General features: G+C 59.8%; 15 protein-coding genes and 1 tRNA gene. 6 read left to right on the forward strand and 10 right to left on the reverse strand.

From position 1 onward, the window contains the following. The first annotated feature begins 375 nt into the window (after positions 1 to 375). Positions 376 to 2,913: a PAS domain S-box protein gene (locus KF841_14765; GenBank protein ID MBX3396621.1), complete on the forward strand. Its 2,538-nt coding sequence runs from the start codon at positions 376 to 378 to the stop codon at positions 2,911 to 2,913. Between the two features lie 203 nt (positions 2,914 to 3,116). Here the strand turns inward: KF841_14765 and KF841_14770 are convergent. From KF841_14770 to KF841_14780, 3 genes are all read right to left on the reverse strand, one after another. Beyond that, a tRNA-Gln gene (locus KF841_14770) sits at positions 3,117 to 3,187 on the reverse strand. A gap of 192 nt (positions 3,188 to 3,379) precedes the next feature. Beyond that, positions 3,380 to 3,895 (reverse strand): hypothetical protein, encoded by a 516-nt coding sequence (locus KF841_14775; GenBank protein ID MBX3396622.1) that lies wholly within the window; start codon positions 3,893 to 3,895, stop codon positions 3,380 to 3,382. 229 nt (positions 3,896 to 4,124) lie between these two features. Then, positions 4,125 to 4,790: an RDD family protein gene (locus tag KF841_14780; GenBank protein ID MBX3396623.1), complete on the reverse strand. Its 666-nt coding sequence runs from the start codon at positions 4,788 to 4,790 to the stop codon at positions 4,125 to 4,127. A gap of 162 nt (positions 4,791 to 4,952) precedes the next feature. On the opposite strand from KF841_14780, the gene KF841_14785 reads away from it, so the two are divergent. Continuing rightward, complete coding sequence (locus KF841_14785) at positions 4,953 to 5,888, forward strand: zinc dependent phospholipase C family protein (protein ID MBX3396624.1); 936 nt, start codon at positions 4,953 to 4,955, stop codon at positions 5,886 to 5,888. A 91-nt stretch (positions 5,889 to 5,979) separates the two neighbouring features. On the opposite strand, the gene KF841_14790 is transcribed toward KF841_14785, so the two are convergent. After that, entirely contained in the window at positions 5,980 to 6,588 is a 609-nt protein-coding gene (locus tag KF841_14790; protein MBX3396625.1) for an FHA domain-containing protein, read from the reverse strand. A 114-nt stretch (positions 6,589 to 6,702) separates the two neighbouring features. Between KF841_14790 and hemW the strand changes: the two genes are divergently transcribed. Further along, positions 6,703 to 7,983: a radical SAM family heme chaperone HemW gene (gene hemW / locus KF841_14795; protein ID MBX3396626.1), complete on the forward strand. Its 1,281-nt coding sequence runs from the start codon at positions 6,703 to 6,705 to the stop codon at positions 7,981 to 7,983. A 55-nt stretch (positions 7,984 to 8,038) separates the two neighbouring features. On the opposite strand, the gene KF841_14800 is transcribed toward hemW, so the two are convergent. The 4 genes from KF841_14800 to KF841_14815 all read right to left on the reverse strand — a co-directional run bounded on the left by KF841_14800 (position 8,039) and on the right by KF841_14815 (position 12,321). After that, positions 8,039 to 9,436, reverse strand: coding sequence for a hypothetical protein (locus tag KF841_14800; GenBank protein ID MBX3396627.1), 1,398 nt, complete (start codon positions 9,434 to 9,436; stop codon positions 8,039 to 8,041). 21 nt (positions 9,437 to 9,457) lie between these two features. Continuing rightward, positions 9,458 to 9,871: an acyl-CoA thioesterase gene (locus KF841_14805; protein ID MBX3396628.1), complete on the reverse strand. Its 414-nt coding sequence runs from the start codon at positions 9,869 to 9,871 to the stop codon at positions 9,458 to 9,460. A gap of 78 nt (positions 9,872 to 9,949) precedes the next feature. Continuing rightward, entirely contained in the window at positions 9,950 to 10,852 is a 903-nt protein-coding gene (gene murQ / locus KF841_14810) for an N-acetylmuramic acid 6-phosphate etherase (GenBank protein MBX3396629.1), read from the reverse strand. Next, positions 10,846 to 12,321 (reverse strand): anhydro-N-acetylmuramic acid kinase, encoded by a 1,476-nt coding sequence (locus KF841_14815; protein ID MBX3396630.1) that lies wholly within the window; start codon positions 12,319 to 12,321, stop codon positions 10,846 to 10,848. The genes murQ and KF841_14815 overlap by 7 nt, the downstream gene beginning before the upstream one ends. 161 nt (positions 12,322 to 12,482) lie before the next feature. Here KF841_14815 and KF841_14820 point away from each other — a divergent pair, with 161 nt between their 5' ends. Next, positions 12,483 to 13,244, forward strand: coding sequence for an HD domain-containing protein (locus KF841_14820; GenBank protein ID MBX3396631.1), 762 nt, complete (start codon positions 12,483 to 12,485; stop codon positions 13,242 to 13,244). Between the two features lie 171 nt (positions 13,245 to 13,415). Beyond that, complete coding sequence (gene fsa / locus KF841_14825) at positions 13,416 to 14,060, forward strand: fructose-6-phosphate aldolase (protein ID MBX3396632.1); 645 nt, start codon at positions 13,416 to 13,418, stop codon at positions 14,058 to 14,060. A 107-nt stretch (positions 14,061 to 14,167) separates the two neighbouring features. On the opposite strand, the gene KF841_14830 is transcribed toward fsa, so the two are convergent. Both KF841_14830 and KF841_14835 read right to left on the reverse strand, forming a co-directional pair. After that, positions 14,168 to 14,356 carry a hypothetical protein gene (locus tag KF841_14830; protein ID MBX3396633.1) on the reverse strand — a complete coding sequence of 63 codons (189 nt, stop codon included), beginning with the start codon at positions 14,354 to 14,356 and terminating at the stop codon, positions 14,168 to 14,170. 348 nt (positions 14,357 to 14,704) lie between these two features. Continuing rightward, positions 14,705 to 15,259 carry a DNA-3-methyladenine glycosylase I gene (locus tag KF841_14835; protein ID MBX3396634.1) on the reverse strand — a complete coding sequence of 185 codons (555 nt, stop codon included), beginning with the start codon at positions 15,257 to 15,259 and terminating at the stop codon, positions 14,705 to 14,707. A 252-nt stretch (positions 15,260 to 15,511) separates the two neighbouring features. Between KF841_14835 and KF841_14840 the strand changes: the two genes are divergently transcribed. After that, a complete protein-coding gene (locus KF841_14840) occupies positions 15,512 to 16,687 on the forward strand; it encodes an aminotransferase class V-fold PLP-dependent enzyme (GenBank protein ID MBX3396635.1) in 1,176 nt (391 codons plus the stop codon). Positions 16,688 to 16,731 lie beyond the last annotated feature (44 nt).

Genomic DNA, 16,731 nt, shown 5'->3' on the forward strand with positions numbered 1-16,731 from the left:
TGACACAGCTTTATCGACCGCGTGCCGTTCGCCTGTTTGAAGGGAACCCACCATTCGGTCAATCCGGGAAGTGACGCGCAGAGATTGCGCATCGACCCGGCAGAGCAAAGAAACGACATCCCGAAACCCTTGCGGCCGGTCCTGCCGGGGCAGATGCAAGCATGGCCGGCACGCCTGCGTGCATCGCGGTCGCGCGTTTCCAGGTCAAACCAACACCGCAGCAGTCTGGATTTCAAGCATTTTTCACGCTTCTGCAAATCGTTCGCGCGGCGCAGTGGATGCTCACGATGTCGTCGGCGCTGACCGAAGATCCTTTCAGCCCAATGGTTTCCGCTGAGGATTATTCGCCTGATCCTTGCGCTGGATCGACAAGGTATGAAGCCAACAGCACCATCCGCCGTTGCGCCCTCTTCGAGCCAATCAGATGATTTGGTGCAGTCACGGCGCGGCTCGCGCTCACATACACAGTTCAAACCGACGGACAGCGTCGGCGGAGCCATTCAACCTGCCGGTCGTGGGATGCAGGTGCACGAGAACACCGAACGCCTCCGCGCGATTGTTGAGACTGCCGTCGACGGCATCATCACGATCGACTCCGAGGGTGTGGTCGAGACCATGAACCCCGCAGCCGAACGCATGTTCGGATTCACCGGTGACGAATTGATCGGACGCAACATCACGGAGCTGATGCCCGAGCCCTACCGGAGCAAACACGATTCGTATCTGCAGCGTTACCTGACGACGGGTGAGCGACGCATCATCGGCATCGGGCGCGAAGTGCTCGGCCTTCGGCGCGATGGCAGCACTTTTCCGATGGAGCTTGCTGTCAGCGAGATGCACTTGAATGGCCGTCGGATGTTTACAGGTATCGTTCGTGATATTACGGAGCGCCGCGCCGCGGAAGAGAAGCTCCGGCGACTATCCGCCCTACTGGACGACTCGAATGACGCCATCAAGTTGCTCGATCTGAGTGGAAACATCACAGCCTGGAACTCCGGGGCCGAACGGCTCTATGGATATACCGAGTCAGTCGCGCTGAAGATGAATATCCGCGAGCTCCTGCCGCATGACCGCAGTTCGGAAATCTCGGAGGCGATCGAGCGTTTGAAGCGTGGAGAGCGGATTCCTCCGTTCGAGACAAACCGCGTCGCGGCGAACGGCCACGTGCTCGACATTCAATGCACGCTGACATTGCTGAAAGGCCGAGGAGGCCAACCAGACACCATTGTCGTCACGGACCGTAACATTACCGAGCGAAAACAACACGAGGCAGCACTGCGCGGAAGCGAAGCCAAGACGCGTGCGATCGTCGAGGCAGCCGTTGATGCGATCATCACCATTGACGCCAGCGGCCTGATCGAATCGGCGAATCGAGCGGCCGAACGACTCTTCGGGTACGACGCGGCAGATCTGATCGGCCACAACGTGAGCATGCTGATGCCTTCGCCATATCGGGAGGAACACGACTGCTATATCCGGCGATATCTTCGCACCGGGGTCAAAAAGATCATCGGTCTGGGACGGGAAGTGTACGGACGCCGGCGGAACGGGACAACATTTCCGATGGAACTTGCAATCAGCGAACTGCGTGTCGATGATCGCATCATGTTCACGGGAATCGTGCGCGACATTTCCGAACGAAAGCAGTTTGAACAGGAACTCACCGAACGGACGGCCGTCGTCGCGGAAACCAATCGCATCCTTCAGGAGGCGAATTCAAGAGCTGAAGAGGCGACCGCGGCCAAGAGCGCATTTCTCGCCAATATGAGCCACGAGATCCGAACGCCGATGACCGCGATTCTCGGATTTGCTGAGCGGCTGCAGGACGGCGAACTCAACGAAGCGGAAAGAAATTCGGCCATAGAGACGATTCGACGCAACGGCGAGCACCTCCTGCAGATCATCAACGACATCCTGGATATCTCCAAGATCGAAGCGGGCAAGATGAAAGTCGAGCATATTCGATGCTCCCCGATCGAGATCGTCCAAGATGTTATCTCGCTGATGAAAGTCCGTGCGGATGCCAAGGGTCTCGCACTCGAAGTCGAATGCGCCGGCGCCGTGCCTGAGACCATTGAAAGCGATCCAACGCGCCTGAGGCAGATCCTGGTCAACCTGGTCGGCAATGCCATTAAGTTCACGCAGAAGGGTTCGATCCGAATCGAATGCAGACTCCTGGAAAACGACGAAGGACCCAAGATGCAGTTCATGGTTGCGGACACGGGAATCGGCATGTCGCCTCTTGAGATTGAGCGGATATTCATGCCGTTTTCGCAGGCCGACCCCTCGACCACGCGGAAGTTCGGCGGTACGGGACTGGGACTTATGGTCAGCCACCGTTTCGCGCAAATGCTTGGCGGCACGATCACTGTCGATAGCAAACCGGAAGAAGGCAGCCGATTCTGCGTTGTTGTCTCCGCCGGGCGGCTTGATGGCGTCAGGATGGCACACGACTGGCATCGAACGAATTTATCGGCCGAGAATGTGCCCACCCGGCCCGATGCGGATTCCGAGCCGCTGGACTGCCATATCCTCCTGGCAGAGGACGGCATGGACAACCAACGATTGATTGAGCACATTCTGACCAGGTCGGGCGCGACGGTTCAGGTCGTCGAAAACGGCCGAATGGCGATTGACGCCGTTATGGCGACACTGAAGGCATCCGGTCGCTCCGCCGCGGAGCGGAAATTCGACCTCATTCTGCTTGACATGCAGATGCCCGAGATGGATGGCTACGAGGCCGCCATCAACTTGCGCAAGATCGGCTTTGTTAATCCGATCATCGCGCTGACGGCGCATGCGATGTCCGGCGACCGCGAGAAGTGCCTTGCCGCGGGCTGCGACGAATATGCCACCAAGCCGATCAATCGAAAAGCGCTGCTGAACCTGATACGCTCGCGAATCAGAAAGTAGGCGGCATCCTTCCCAGCGCTCCGGCCGTTGGCATTCGCGCCGAAGCGGCGCCGGACAACGCGCTCCACATGCGCGCATGGGATCTGAACCACCCGCTGCGCATGACAGCGAACACAGCCTGCCGGCGAGCGGCAGCAACTTTCGCTTGACAAACGCAATCAAAGAAACTCCGAAGCCGTGTGGGCAGACGGAAGTGAGCGGAACTGGCCCCCAAGGATTCGAACCTTGACAAACAGATCCAGAGTCTGTCGTGCTACCGTTACACTAGGGGCCAAGTGTCGGAATGATCATACTACGCAGACTCGAAATCATGTCAAGTATCGAGCAGCAGCCATCAATTCGCGTCAGGGCGCCTGTGCTTTTCAGTCGTGTGGAATGATGAATGCGAGGATCTTCCCGGAGACTGCCTGGCGACGATTTGCGGGCGAGACTGAAACGTTGGAGGGGTTTCGCAGGCGCTGCGGCCTCAGCGCCTGCGCAGCCGACGATGCAGGCCGGCACCGAGAAACGCAGCGGAAACGACGGCGAGCGGGACCAAGCTTCCAAGCCCGCAGATCGTCGGTGGCAGCGTGGGAACCAATCCGACGACTGTGCTGTCGGCATATCCCCCCACCAGAGTCACCCGACCAAGATGCACGGTCCGCTCGCAATCAAAGGGCGGCAAGATGCGGTAAGTAAACTCCGTTGTGCCGTTGAATCCGTACTGCGGGGTGAAAACGAATTCGAGCGGCGAGCCGCCGGTGGGCTGCAACGTGCCACCGAGCGGATAGGTGAAGACGGTGACCTGCCCTACTCCGAGGTTCTTCACGTTCAGATGAAACACAGACGGTCGACCGGGCGTCACGACGACAACCTGGTCGGTACTCTCGGGACAGGCAATCGTCTGCGCCTCACCGGATTGCGGCGCGGCGCCAACCATCCGGATGACGCAGGACAGCGCTGCACACGACAACGCGATGTTGAGTGCGGATGATTTCAACATGGCTTCCCTCACCTGCCACAATGCGAACACACGAGCGCCGCAATGACCGGCGCGAACCAACGGCGATTTTCATGAGTCTCGCAAAATCGGGAACGTCCCGTGCCCGCGCGGTTGGCGGGTCGAGCGCATTCACCTGACTATATGCAGACGATTAGGCGAAGTAATTGGAATCTGGGAAATGCAAACCGTCGCCGCGCCGCTTATCGGATCTCGAATGAAATGCCCTGAATTAAAGCGGGTTATCGGGAGGTGCGCCGGCATCGCTCGCCCCACGGTCCGCGTCGACCTCCGCTGTCGGACCAGCCGGAGAGACTGATCGATATTGAAGGGCGAGCGGTCCGAGCATTTTTTGATAGTACTCCAGCTCCGCGGGGCCGGCGGGAGACGCATCCTTCCGGATGACCCAGGTTCCGGCCCAGCGATCGTGAAACGCCTGCCGCCGCTGATCTGTCAGGCACGTCAGGTAGGCCGCCCCGAACAGCGAACACGCAGGTACAGCAAGGAGAAAACGTCGTCCGATCGGTCGCAGGTCCGGTGTGACCCCGAATTCATTGACCAACCGCAAGCCCAACAGCCGATAGCCGACTGTTCCGCCGTCGCTGCGTCTTAACAGGATGTGATAAGCGAGGAACGGGACGGCAGCCGCGATGGTGGTTTGCAGGCGAAACTGCTTCATATAGGAAGTAATCCGCGCCTGCTTCGCAGCCTGCTCCTCGTGAGTGGCCGCCGGCATTTCAAGAACGGCTCTCGGAACGATCATGATCTGGACGAGCGACAGCACGATCATCAGCAGGAGAAACACCACAAACAGATCAATCAGGAATGCACCAACTCTGCGGGGGACCGACGCGTAGTCTGTATCGAGGAAAAACACCGGCTTCTGAATCGCTTGCATGCGGCCAACGTATCGCCGGGCGCAGAGAATTGCAAAGCCCGTCGCACGTCTGGCATGATGTGTTGGAAACCCGCTCGGCAGCTCGATAAAATGCCGTAGGTGACTGATGAAACCCCCTGATGTCGCCCAGACCAACCGGCCCGATCCTGAAGAGGACCCTTCGTGAGACGGCGCACACTGACCTTCATATTTTCGATTGCCTTGCTTGTTCTGTTTTGGAACACGTCCACCGCCATCGCCTGGGGCCCGGGCACACACGTCAAGCTGGCGGCGGACCTGCTGGCGAATCTTGAACTGTTGCCCGCGGGGGTGGCCGCACTGCTCGCGGCCCATCGGCGCGCGTTTACATACGGGAACGTGGCGACCGATACGGTGCTCGCAAAAAAATTGAGCAAGGTCAAACAGGTGTGTCACCGATGGGCGACAGGCTTCGGCCTGCTCGAATCAGCGGAATCGGACGAGGGCCGTGCGTTCGCGTGGGGATATCTTGCCCATCTAGCGGCCGACACGGTCGCGCACAACAAATTTCTTCCGCGTCAGCTTGCGGTTGCGCGAAGCACGATCGGCTTCGGTCATTTCTACTGGGAAGTACGAGCGGACTCGCTTGTTACGCGGCCGCAGTGGGATGGATTGAGACTTCTGCTGAGGTCCAGTTACCCAGAGCCAGAGCGGTTATTGCGGGCGCATCTGACGGCGACGATGCTGTCTTTCGGGACCAATCGTCTCATCTTCAAGCAAATGAACATGCTGGCCAGTGAGCAGGCATGGCGACGTTCGGTTGATTTCTGGGCGAGACTGAGCCGATTTTCGCTCGATCAAGCCGTCATCCACGATTATCACCACGAGTCGATTCATCGGATTATTGATGTGCTTACACTGGGAAAGTCATCCGTACTGCTTCATGAAGACCCGAACGGCAACGCGGCGCTGGCCTATGCCCGGGCACAGCGGCGGCAGATCTTCCAGATGAAGCGAGCCAAATTGCCGGACGCCACCGTGATCCGAGAGGCTGCGGCGGGCCATGCCCCGCGCCCGAATCGCGCGATTCAGATCCGTTCCGCCGATGCGCGCCAGCGTATCGACCTCGGCGAGCGATGACGCGTCCGCAACACAGATTTCGAAATCAGGGATTCAGGGCTTGAGACAGTCAGGTCCTGGCGGGTGTCGCCGGCTTGGCATGTACGGCGCATCACTTCTCGTCTTCGTCATCATCGACGATCAGATCGTCCTCGTCGAGTTCCTCGAGTTCATCGAGCGCCCCGCTGCCCTCCTCTGACAGATCGATATCGCTTAGATCGTCGATATCCAAATCATCGAGGTCGAGATCCTCCAGATCTTCGAGCGCGGCATCCGCCGGCGATGCACCCACTTCCGTCGCCGCGTCCGATGTGGCCTTCTTTCCGGTGGCGGCCTGCGGCCTGGTTTGGGCCGCCGTGGGACGGACGGCATCGATTCCGATCTTTGCCGGTTCGCCGTCGATCTGAACCACAAATGTGATGGAACCGACTCGAATCCGATCGCCGGGCGCGAGCGTGACATCGTCGTCCACGCGCTCGCCATTCACGAAGGTGCCGTTGCTACTTCCCAGATCACGAATGGTTGCCGCCTTGCCGTTCAGGGTGAGTTCGCAGTGTGCGCGGGAGACATCGCTCAACGGGATGCGCAAGTCGGCATCCGGTTTTCGGCCGATAACTGTTGCCTTTTTTTCCAGGGTGAAATCCTTGCGTTCGCCCGATTTACCAAACGTCACCAGGGCAACCGTCATAACACGTTCTCGCTGCGCAGGTCGAATCGACACGGGAAGAAGCTCCCTTTCCCCCAGAACTTCCAATCTAACGGGACGCGGGCGGCGGTTCAAGGCAAAGGGCCGCCAAGGTGCATCAAATACACGAACCGCGATAGGATAACAACAATGTCGGACGTAATTCAAGAATCTGCACACCCGGAAAAGGAATCCATTGGCTGGTACATCCACCTGCCTTTCTGCCGAACAAAATGCGGCTACTGCGATTTCTATTCCATCCCGACGATCGAGCACCTCATCAGCGATCTGGTCGGGGCAATCAAAACCGAAATGGCCGCGCGGGACCCCGTACGCCCCGTGGAGTCGATTTTCGTCGGTGGCGGAACGCCAACCGAGCTGCCGGGGGATGCGCTCGGCGAACTGCTCTCCGCGATCCGCGCGCGTGCGGGTCAACCGGAGGAATGGACCGTCGAGGCCAATCCATCCAGTGTGACTGAACTGAAGCTCGACACGCTGCTAGCACGCGGTGTGAATCGGATCTCATTCGGCGCACAGTCTTTTCATCCGGACGATCTGAGAGTGCTTGAACGGCTGCATGATCCCACGCAGATCGGCGAATCAGTGCGAGCGGCGCGCGAATCGGGCTTTGCAAACATCAACCTGGACCTGATCTACGGCATACCGGGACAATCGGTGGGCCGATGGCGCGACACGCTGCGACGGGCAATCGATCTCGATGCCGAGCATCTGTCATGTTACGACCTCATGTATGAAGAGGGCACGGCACTGACGCGACAGCTTCGCGCAGGCCGACTCCGACCGGCCGATGAAAGTCTCGAAGCCGACATGTTCGCCCTGACGATCGACGAACTTTCAGCGTCGGGCTTTGCGCAGTACGAAATCAGCAATTTTGCCAAGCCCGGGCGTGAGTGCCGTTCAAACGTCATCTACTGGGAAAATCGCGAGTACCTCGGCGTCGGTCCATCCGCGGTCAGCTATCTGGATGGTCGCCGGCGGAAGAACGCTGCGGACGTGCGGCGATATTGCGACTGGGCCGGCGCATTCCGCGCGGGATCAGCTGATGACGAGGCGATCGTGATCGAATCCGAATCGCTCTCGCCCCGTGCACGCGCCTGCGAAACCGCGGTCCAGATGCTGCGTTTGACGCGTGGAATTGACATCGCCGCGTTCCGACGACGATCGGGCATGGATCCCCTTGTCCTGTTCGCCGAGCCAATCAAGCAATTCGCCGCGATGGGGCTTCTCATTGCGGACGCGAAGTCGATCCGACTCACGCGACAGGGCCTCTTCGTCGCAAACCGGATCATGCTGGAGTTTCTGCTGCCGGAAGAGGGAGAATGGCCCGAGGGCAAGCATCGCGGTGCAATCACCGACTTGCCGAACGCTCGATTCGGCAGCCGAATCAGTCTTCCGATCCTCGGCGGCTGAAATCCGCAATCTGACCCGCCGTACGGCCTCATTGCGGAAATAAGACGCCCGTCCATCAACCCGCTTTGAGCGCCATCTGAACGACTTCGCGGTCGGGTACGAATGCACTGCGCGTGTAATTCACTCGCCAGACGAGTCCGTCGGACGCGGTGTATTCGGTTCCGTGCGGTAAATCGCAGCCGGACTGGAAAATCCGCTCGGCGATCAGATCGACGGTGGATCGGGCCGCCGCTTCATTCGCGCTGGGTGCGATGACCTGCACATCGGGCAGGCCGAAGGCATGGAGTCCGACGGAATCAAAGAGCAGCATTCCCTCGTTTTCGCCGGCCAGGGCGAACCCGCGAATGTGGGCGCAGGTTCGCCACATCGCATGGACCGGTGATCGCGAATACTCCAGCAGACCCGCAAGCTGTTCGACTGGTGTCAACATCCTTGCATCGGGCCAGAATGCCGCCATGACCGGTGCAAACTCGGTGAGCGCTGCATGCGCGAAATGGTGCAGCCGAACAATGGTGTCACGCGGCGTGCCGTAGTCGTAGCGCGACGTCAACACAACGCGCGCGGCATGATTTCGCACGCGATCGGAGAATTCCGCCGGGTGCTCGAAATGAACAAGCGTCTCCTCGATCGCCGATGACTCGCGCGACCCTTTCTCGATCTGATACTCCATGACCGCATCGCCGACGCGAATACGCATCGGCTCGTCCCCCGCTTCTTCGTCGGCCGAGGCATCTCGCCGGCCGCTACGCCGGAGCGACGCGACGAACACGCTCGGCGGAATGCGGCATTCGTCGCTAAAGAGCACTTCCGTCCGCAGCGAAAGCGGACGCATCGGAGTTTGATCCGGCTCCACGCCTTCTGTGAAAATCGTCCCGGCTGCCAAAGATCCATTCGCGGGATCGGTCGAGCCGTCCGGGCCGGCTGAATCAACGGAATCCGTCGGCATGTCCGGTTGGTCGTTCTGCTGGATGAACACCTTGCCGACGCCCAGCGCGTCATGCCCTTCCGTCGATGGCACGCCGCCCGCTCGTGCTCTGGCGCGCACAGCCGCGATCTCCCCCGCTTCGGGCGTCCAACTCGCCTCGAGAAACGCGCTTTCGTCCGGCTGTTCGCGGGCGGGTCTTAGCGCGGCCGATGGACGCCCAGGCTGATTCCCAGGACCGTCACCCGCGAACCGTCCCTTTACCGGCGGCTTTTCGGAATCTCGCCCAACCTTGGTGCGGCCATTGCCCATTTTCTGAGCCATCCAGGCGATCGCTTCGACGGCAGCGCCGACAAACAGGCAGACGCGGCCGGTGCTGTTTTGGTGAGTGAACCACCATGCCGCGCCAACGAGTCCCAGCGAAACAACATGAAACGGCACAAACCGCATGGCGCGCGAAGGAGCATTGAGCAGGCCCACAAGCGATCCAGCCAGCGTCAGCGTTCCCAAAATGACAAATACGATCAGCACTGGACAAAAGAATCCGAAACTCTAACCGCGCCGCTCCGCCTCGATGTAGATTTCATCGGGAATCGGAATCAGTGATCCCGTTCGATCGATGCAGGCCAGGGTCGATGCTGCCTCACACAGCAGCAGGCCGTCGCGCTTCAGCGCGTAAGAATGATCGATGCGAGCGCGCGTCATTCGTTCGATGCGGGTCGTCAGCACCAGATCATCGTCGTAATGCGCGGGGGCACGAAACCGGCATTCCACCTTGGCCACCGCAAACAGAACCCCGCGCGCTTCCAGATCGCGGTAACGGAAACCGGCGAGGCGCAGCAGTTCCGTTCGGCCCATCTCGAAGTACTCGAAGTATTTGGAATGATGTAAATAGCCCATCGGGTCGGTCTCGGCGTACCGAACCCGAATCCGCAAATCACAGGCCAGCGGCTTCTCGTCGCTCATGCCCTAATTGTCCGGACGATCAATCGGGACGCAAGGGACACCGCCGTTTTATCCGGGCGTCGGCATCTCTGACTGGCCTTACGCTTCCAACGCAGTACGCAGATGACCGCCGTGGCGAGCCAGTCTTCGCTCAGCTTCCGCTCGCTTCACCCCGAGTCGCGCCATCAGAATCGCCGTTTTCGCGCTGCCATTCGCCGCCTTCAGCAACCGTCCGGCCTCGTCGCGTGGAACGTCAGCGGCGGTCATGACCACCCGTGTAGCCCGATCGACAAGTTTTCGGCACGCCCGGCTGTTGAGGTCCACCATCAAATTTCCATAGACCTTTCCCAATCGCACCATGCTCAACGTCGTGATCATATTCAGCGTCAATTTGGTGGCTGTTCCTGCCTTGAGGCGGGTGGATCCGGTAAGAACCTCGGGACCGGTCACGACACGAATGTCCACATCGGCCGATGCCTTCACCTGCGCACGGGGGACGCAGGCAAAGAAAATCGTCCGAGCCCGGTGGCGTTTCGCCTCGGCGAGCGCTCCGTGGACATATGGCGTCGTGCCGCCCGTTGCGATTCCCATCACGACATCGCGGGGACCCACCTTGTGCTTGCGCAGTTCGACGCCGGCGGACTTCGGATCGTCCTCCGCGCCTTCGACAGCCCGCCAGAGCGCTTTCCTGCCGCCCGCAATGATGCCGCGCACCATTTTCGGATCCGAGCGAAATGTTGGCGGGCATTCTGACGCGTCGAGCACGCCGAGGCGTCCGCTCGTTCCCGCGCCGACATAAAACAGACGCCCGCCCTGCTGCCATGACATCGAGACGAGGTGAATCGCCTTGATGATGTCCGTACGCGCCTTCGCGACGGCCAGCGGCACCGAACGATCCTCGGAATTCATGACATCAAAGGCCGCGCCGATCGAAAGCGAATCGAGCGAATGCGAGCCTTTGTTACGCTGCTCCGTCAGAAGATGTCCCCGATCCTTCACAATGAACTCCCATCAATGTCATTCATCCTTGAATGACGAAGATCACAGATCTGCCCGAGCACCACCGGCCGCCTCGCCCCAGTCACCTGTGGCAGGTTCGCCGGAATCCGATCGACACAAGCCACCGCGAGCATCGCGAATGACACACCCTCTTTGGCCTGTGTGGAGATGCCGAATTCGTCCATGGGTCTGATCCGCAATTCATCCGCAATGCCAAAGCGCCGAGCGCATTCGCTGATTGCCGACATCAGCGTCGCATTCATGGCACCACCGCCACAAACGATCACTTCATCGATTTTTGACCCGCGCGACTGGACGGCAATTCCCGTTCTTCGAATGGCCGGTTTCTCGGCGGTAGCCCTTGCGCCGGAGCTGCGGACAATTCCCTTCGAGGCAGTGCGAGCGGCCGCCGTACGTAGCCGATGCGTCGTTGCCCTTTGCGCCGCATAGGCTCGAACGATACACTCGGCGGTGAACCATGTCGCCGTCGCAATCCAGTCTTCTGCACCGGCCTTGATCCGAGCATGCCGCTTCAAAAGAGCGGCTGTGAATGCGACGCCGAACTCCTCGCGTCCGCAACTCTTCGGCGGCCTGCGAAGCAGGAAAGGATGGCCAAGCAGGTCAGCAAGCACCGCCGGCAGGACCTTTCCACGCCCGGCCATCGCTCCATTACGATCGAAGGTCTTTTGCCCGCCGGTGAAGTGAGTGACCAGAGCATCAATCACCATGTTTCCCGGACCGCAATCATAGGCGATAACGTCGGCCGAACCGCACGCCGCAGGCAGCCATGTCAGATTGGCGATCCCCCCGATGTTTTGAATGATTCGATTCCGTTGCCGGTCACCAAAGAGCACGAAATCGGTCCAGGGAACCAGAGGCGCGCCCTGTCCGCCGACCGCCATATCCGAGTGCCGAAAATCTGACACGACGGGCGCCATGGTGGCTGACGCGATCAACGTCGGATCGCCGATCTGGAGGGTTCCGGTCTGTCGTCCAGATGCAGATGATTCTTTCAACTTCGAAAGCAAAGCCGGTCGCGCCCTGCCGGCGCTTCGGCGATGAGGCGGTTTGACGGGTCGGCCCGGCGGCAAATGACAGATCGTCTGTCCGTGAGATCCAACCAGATCGATGCGTTTCAGCCCGAACCGACCCATCGCCCGGCGCGCGGCATGTGCAAAGGCTTGCCCGACTGCCGCATGGAGCCGACAGATATCCTCGGTCCGCGCCTGCGCCGGAGCCATGGCAGCCAACAGACTTTGGCGGAGCGATGGTGAATATCCGACCGCTTCATGCCCAATGACGCGGACTTTCATATTGATTCCGCGTCCGGATATCTCACAGGCGACTGCATCCACGCCGTCGGCGCTTGTCCCGCTGTTGAGTCCCAGAACAATCCGAGCCCGCTTTCCGCTGCGTCCCAAAGTGAGGCCCTCGCCGCATCGTCGAGTGAACCACACCATCGGTTTTGCCACTCACGACGATTCCACGCCATTCTGCACGCCCTCTGCGTGCGTCGCAAACGGTCGTGGTCCGCGTCGGGAACTCCACCCTTAAGCATGCACCAACTCCGACCCGATGAATTCCAGCCGGGACGCGCCCCAGCGCCGCCCCGCGCGGGAAGCGGGAAGAAGCAATGACGCCGAATTATCCTGAACCGATGAGGGTTCGGTCCGCGCCGCCAGACGTTGCGCAGGCGTTTCCGACCGGCCTGTTTGACAACGCATGGCTCAGCCGGGCCGATGGCAGACCGGCCGCGGACTTACTTCGCGATCCCTATCCGCACGGCGGACGCCACTGGCTGCCATTTGACCGCTGCTCGTCGTCACAGGTCGAAACGCTGCTGGGATTGATGGGGGCGTTGCACGCGTACGATCCTCATACGTCACAGCACTCGATTCAGGTCGAGGCGTTCGCGACGCGCCTGGCGACGATGTTGCGAGTCAACGAATCGGAGCGGCATCTCATACGCATTGCGGCGGTTCTGCACGACATCGGAAAGATCGCCGTGCCGATCCAGATTCTTGCCAAGCCGGCGAAACTGACCTCCGAAGAGTTCGATATCGTCAAGCGTCACCCCGGCGTGGCCGCCCGCATTCTTGAGCCCATTTCCTTCCTCAAGCCGGTTGTGCCACTTGTTCGGCATCACCATGAGTGGTTTGACGGCTCGGGATATGAGCACAGCCTCGCCGGTGAGGAGATTCCATTGGGTGCCCGAATCATCCAGACCGCCGACTGCATCGACGCCATGATGTCGCCGCGCAGCTACAAGCAGAGCTACAGCGTGGAGCGAGTCATCAGTGAGCTTCGCCGAGGCAGCGGCACGCAGTTCGACCCCCATATTGCGGAAGCGGCGATCGCCTGCCTCAGGACGACGCCACGACCTCTTCCAGCCTGACGCCGGAACCGAGTTCGCCGTGTGATCCGACGGCGCCGTTCGCTCGCGGCCCGTCCACCGCGAGAACGGGTCTTGCTTTTCATGAATTCCGTTTGCTCATAGAATCAGGCGAAACGGATCCAATCCGATTTTGACGCAGATAACGTGTTTATCATCCGGAGGCCGCTCACAATGAAGTTCTTTCTCGACACCGCCAATCTCGATGAAATCCGCGCCGGCGCCGCGATGGGCCTTGTTGACGGCGTCACCACGAACCCCAGTCTTGTCGCCAAGGAGGGCAAGGACTTCAAAACGCTCGTGGGGCAGATTTGCGAGGTCATTTCAGGGCCCGTCTCAGCGGAGGTGGTTTCTACCGAATGCAATGCGATGATGAAGGAAGCTCGCGAGCTTTCCAAGATCGCCGATAATATCATTGTCAAGCTGCCGACCATCGCCGAAGGCGTGAAGGCCCTGAAGATCTGCGCGGAGGAAGGGATCAAGACCAACCTGACGCTCATTTTTCAGCCGCTTCAGGCATTGGCGGTGGCGAAGTGTGGTGCGACTTTCTGTTCCCCGTTTCTCGGCCGGCTCGATGACATCAGCCACGACGGCATGGACCTCATCGCAGACATTCGCACCATCTATGACAACTATCACTTCGCCACGGAGATCCTCGCGGCCAGCCTCCGCCATCCCCTACACGTCGTGCAGGCGGCGAAACTGGGCGCGGACGTGGGCACCATGCCCTACAAGGTCTTCGAGATGATGCTGAAGCACCCGCTCACCGACATCGGCCTGGAGAAATTCCTCGCGGATTGGGGCAAGATGAAGAGCTGAAGCGACCGCGTTTCGGCGCTGTCGGCGATATGTCCTTGATCGGGCGCATCGTCCGATCGACGTCTGTGAAATGAGACAATAGCAGCCCGGTCCGAACGGCCCGACGTTCAAACATCCTGGAAAATGCGCGGCCGGTCGTTGAGTTCGTACATCCGGCATTCAGCTTCGTCGAGCGGGTTCATGCCGATCTCTCGCAGCTCGCGATCGACCCACCCTCGCAGTGACAGATTCGTTCGCTGCTCACCGTAGCTGATCTTGGCGCGCAAGACGATTTCGTGTCGAGATTTTTCTTCCATGAATGACATTCTCCGTTTCTCGTTGCGATACATCATCTGAAATGTTGTGCGGGCGACGCCTGCGCGGAATCGCCTTGCACTCCCCCTATTGACCGTCCTGGTCATGGCCGTTATTCACGTTCCTTCGTGGTCTATTTTCTTTGACGAGTGTTTTTTGGGGCCCAAACGTGAAGCTGGATGCCCCCTTGCGGCCAAACCGTCGCTTCCAGCAACGGAATTTTCATAAGTATCCGCATTTTCATCGGACTTCGCAAGCACTTCGCGTTAGAAAATTCGGCAATATTTGCTGAATTCGCCGGTGGAGCGCTCACCCGAACGCGGCAGAGTCTGCGGTGGCTTCCTCCAAACTCACATGTTTCCCTGAGCCAGCCAGCACTCGCGATCGTGTTCGGGCGGCAATTTTCCGCAACCCATCAGATAACATCGGGTGGTTTCAGGCCCCATAAACCTGAAGGTCTTCCTGAACAATTGATAGAGCGCGGCAATGTCCGCGGAGCTGTCAGTTGAGAGCCTGTCAAGCCAACGCACATAGCTGCGATGTGCAGCCTTCAATTCCATCATCACCCGCGCGTTGTGAATTGTCGCCTCAATCTTCTTCCGATTGCGGATTATCGACGCGTCGTTGCAGAGTCGATTGACATCCTTCGATGTCATCCGTGCCACGCGTGAAAGCTCAAAGCCGTGGAATCCGGCTGTCAATGCGGGCATCTTCACGAGCACAATCTTCCACGACAGGCCGCACTGAAAAATCTCGGCGGCCATTCGCTGAAGGTGTCCGCCGTCCGTTCTGATGCGTTTGCCCCACTCTCGATCATGGTAGGCAGCCAGTATTGGATCGACGGCGGCCCATCGGCATCGCACCTTGCCGTCGTTCGGATCGACGTTCCTACGATTCCGCGCCATCTCATTCCCTCGTTCCGTTCTCCCATCGCCCCATTCTGAATCGGAGCTGCGCGGCGGAATGGACGACCTGCCCCGGCTGGATCCAACTCAAACGCCTGCGAGAACCGGCCTGACCGATTACAATAGCTTATTCGCCGGGAGTCGTGATGATTGTACGCGCCCCCGGCCGCTGATGCGATCGGCCAAGTCGCCCGCACTTTGGAGCGACCCAAGCCAATGGTGGCAACTTCCCATCGCCGCGGAGCAAAGGACATGAATAAGCGGCTCTACGCCGACAATGCAGCGACGAGTTTTCCCAAACCGCCCGGCGTCTGGGAGGCGATGCGCAGCTATGCCGAACAGCTCGGTGCATCGGCGGGCCGCGGGGCTTATCACGAGGCTGTTGAAACCGGTGAGTTGCTCACGCGCTGTCGCCGACAACTCGCCAGGCTGATAAATGCAGAATCGCCGAACCAGGTCATCTTCACGCACAATTGTTCAGGCGCTCTAAATCAGGCCATCAAGGGACTGCTGCGATCTGGAGACCATGTCGTGACCACGACCATGGAGCACAACTCCGTGCTTCGGCCGCTGAATTCGCTGACTGTCGACCGCGACATCTCCGTCGACTATGTGCAAGCCGATTCCGAGACCGGCATCGTCGATCTCGATGCCGTCATCGCCGCGATCCGGACGAAGACGCGGCTGGTCGCGGTGGTGCATGCAAGCAACGTGACGGGATCGCTTCAGCCGATTGAAGCCATTGGAGTTGAAACACGGCGACGCGGGATTCCCTTGCTGGTTGATGCGGCCCAGTCGGCGGGTCACGTTCCGATCGATGTTCGCGCGATGGGGATCGACTTGCTTGCGCTGCCGGGACATAAAGGGCTGATGGGCCCGCTGGGGACCGGGGCGCTCTACCTGCGCTCCAGTCTGGAGAACGAGCTCTCACCGCTGATCGAGGGGGGGACCGGTTCGGCCAGCGAACACCCGATCCAGCCTGATTTCCTGCCTGACAAATTTGAATCCGGCAGTCACAACGCCATTGGAATCGCAGGCCTCTCGGCGGCCTTAAGCTGGGTCGAGACGGCATCGATCGACAGGCTCCACTCGCATGATCAATCTCTGTGCGCCGCGTTCATCGAGTCAGCCAGAGGCGTGGATGGATTGACCGTTTATGGTCCAATGAATCCGCGGCATCGCGTTGCCGTGTTCAGCGTGCGCGTGGAGGGATTCGATGCGGCGGAACTTGCGGCCGCCCTCGAATCCGAATTCGAAATACTGACACGCCCCGGCATTCACTGCGCCCCACTGGCGCACCGAACGATCGGCACGGACACTGAAGGCGGCACCACCCGACTGAGCTTCGGAGTGTTCAACACCGTCGATGACGTTCATCGGTGCGTCGACGCATTGAGCCGCCTCGCGGCCGCTGAGACACCGGCCTGAACCCGCCGATTGTCGATTCCAGTTCGACTGCGGGTTGACGATGG

This window comes from Phycisphaerae bacterium, assembly GCA_019636475.1.
Lineage (GTDB): Bacteria > Planctomycetota > Phycisphaerae > UBA1845 > UTPLA1 > JADJRI01.

What these genes read in the sequence shown, in the direction of transcription:
- KF841_14765 (MBX3396621.1), top strand. Translation starts at nt 376, where the DNA reads ATGAAGCCAACAGCACCATCCGCCGTTGCGCCCTCTTCGAGCCAATCA.
- KF841_14775 (MBX3396622.1), bottom strand. Translation starts at nt 3,895, where the DNA reads ATGTTGAAATCATCCGCACTCAACATCGCGTTGTCGTGTGCAGCGCTG.
- KF841_14780 (MBX3396623.1), bottom strand. Translation starts at nt 4,790, where the DNA reads ATGCAAGCGATTCAGAAGCCGGTGTTTTTCCTCGATACAGACTACGCG.
- hemW (MBX3396626.1), top strand. Translation starts at nt 6,703, where the DNA reads ATGTCGGACGTAATTCAAGAATCTGCACACCCGGAAAAGGAATCCATT.
- KF841_14805 (MBX3396628.1), bottom strand. Translation starts at nt 9,871, where the DNA reads ATGAGCGACGAGAAGCCGCTGGCCTGTGATTTGCGGATTCGGGTTCGG.
- KF841_14820 (MBX3396631.1), top strand. Translation starts at nt 12,483, where the DNA reads ATGACGCCGAATTATCCTGAACCGATGAGGGTTCGGTCCGCGCCGCCA.
- fsa (MBX3396632.1), top strand. Translation starts at nt 13,416, where the DNA reads ATGAAGTTCTTTCTCGACACCGCCAATCTCGATGAAATCCGCGCCGGC.
- KF841_14830 (MBX3396633.1), bottom strand. Translation starts at nt 14,356, where the DNA reads ATGGAAGAAAAATCTCGACACGAAATCGTCTTGCGCGCCAAGATCAGC.
- KF841_14835 (MBX3396634.1), bottom strand. Translation starts at nt 15,259, where the DNA reads ATGGCGCGGAATCGTAGGAACGTCGATCCGAACGACGGCAAGGTGCGA.
- KF841_14840 (MBX3396635.1), top strand. Translation starts at nt 15,512, where the DNA reads ATGAATAAGCGGCTCTACGCCGACAATGCAGCGACGAGTTTTCCCAAA.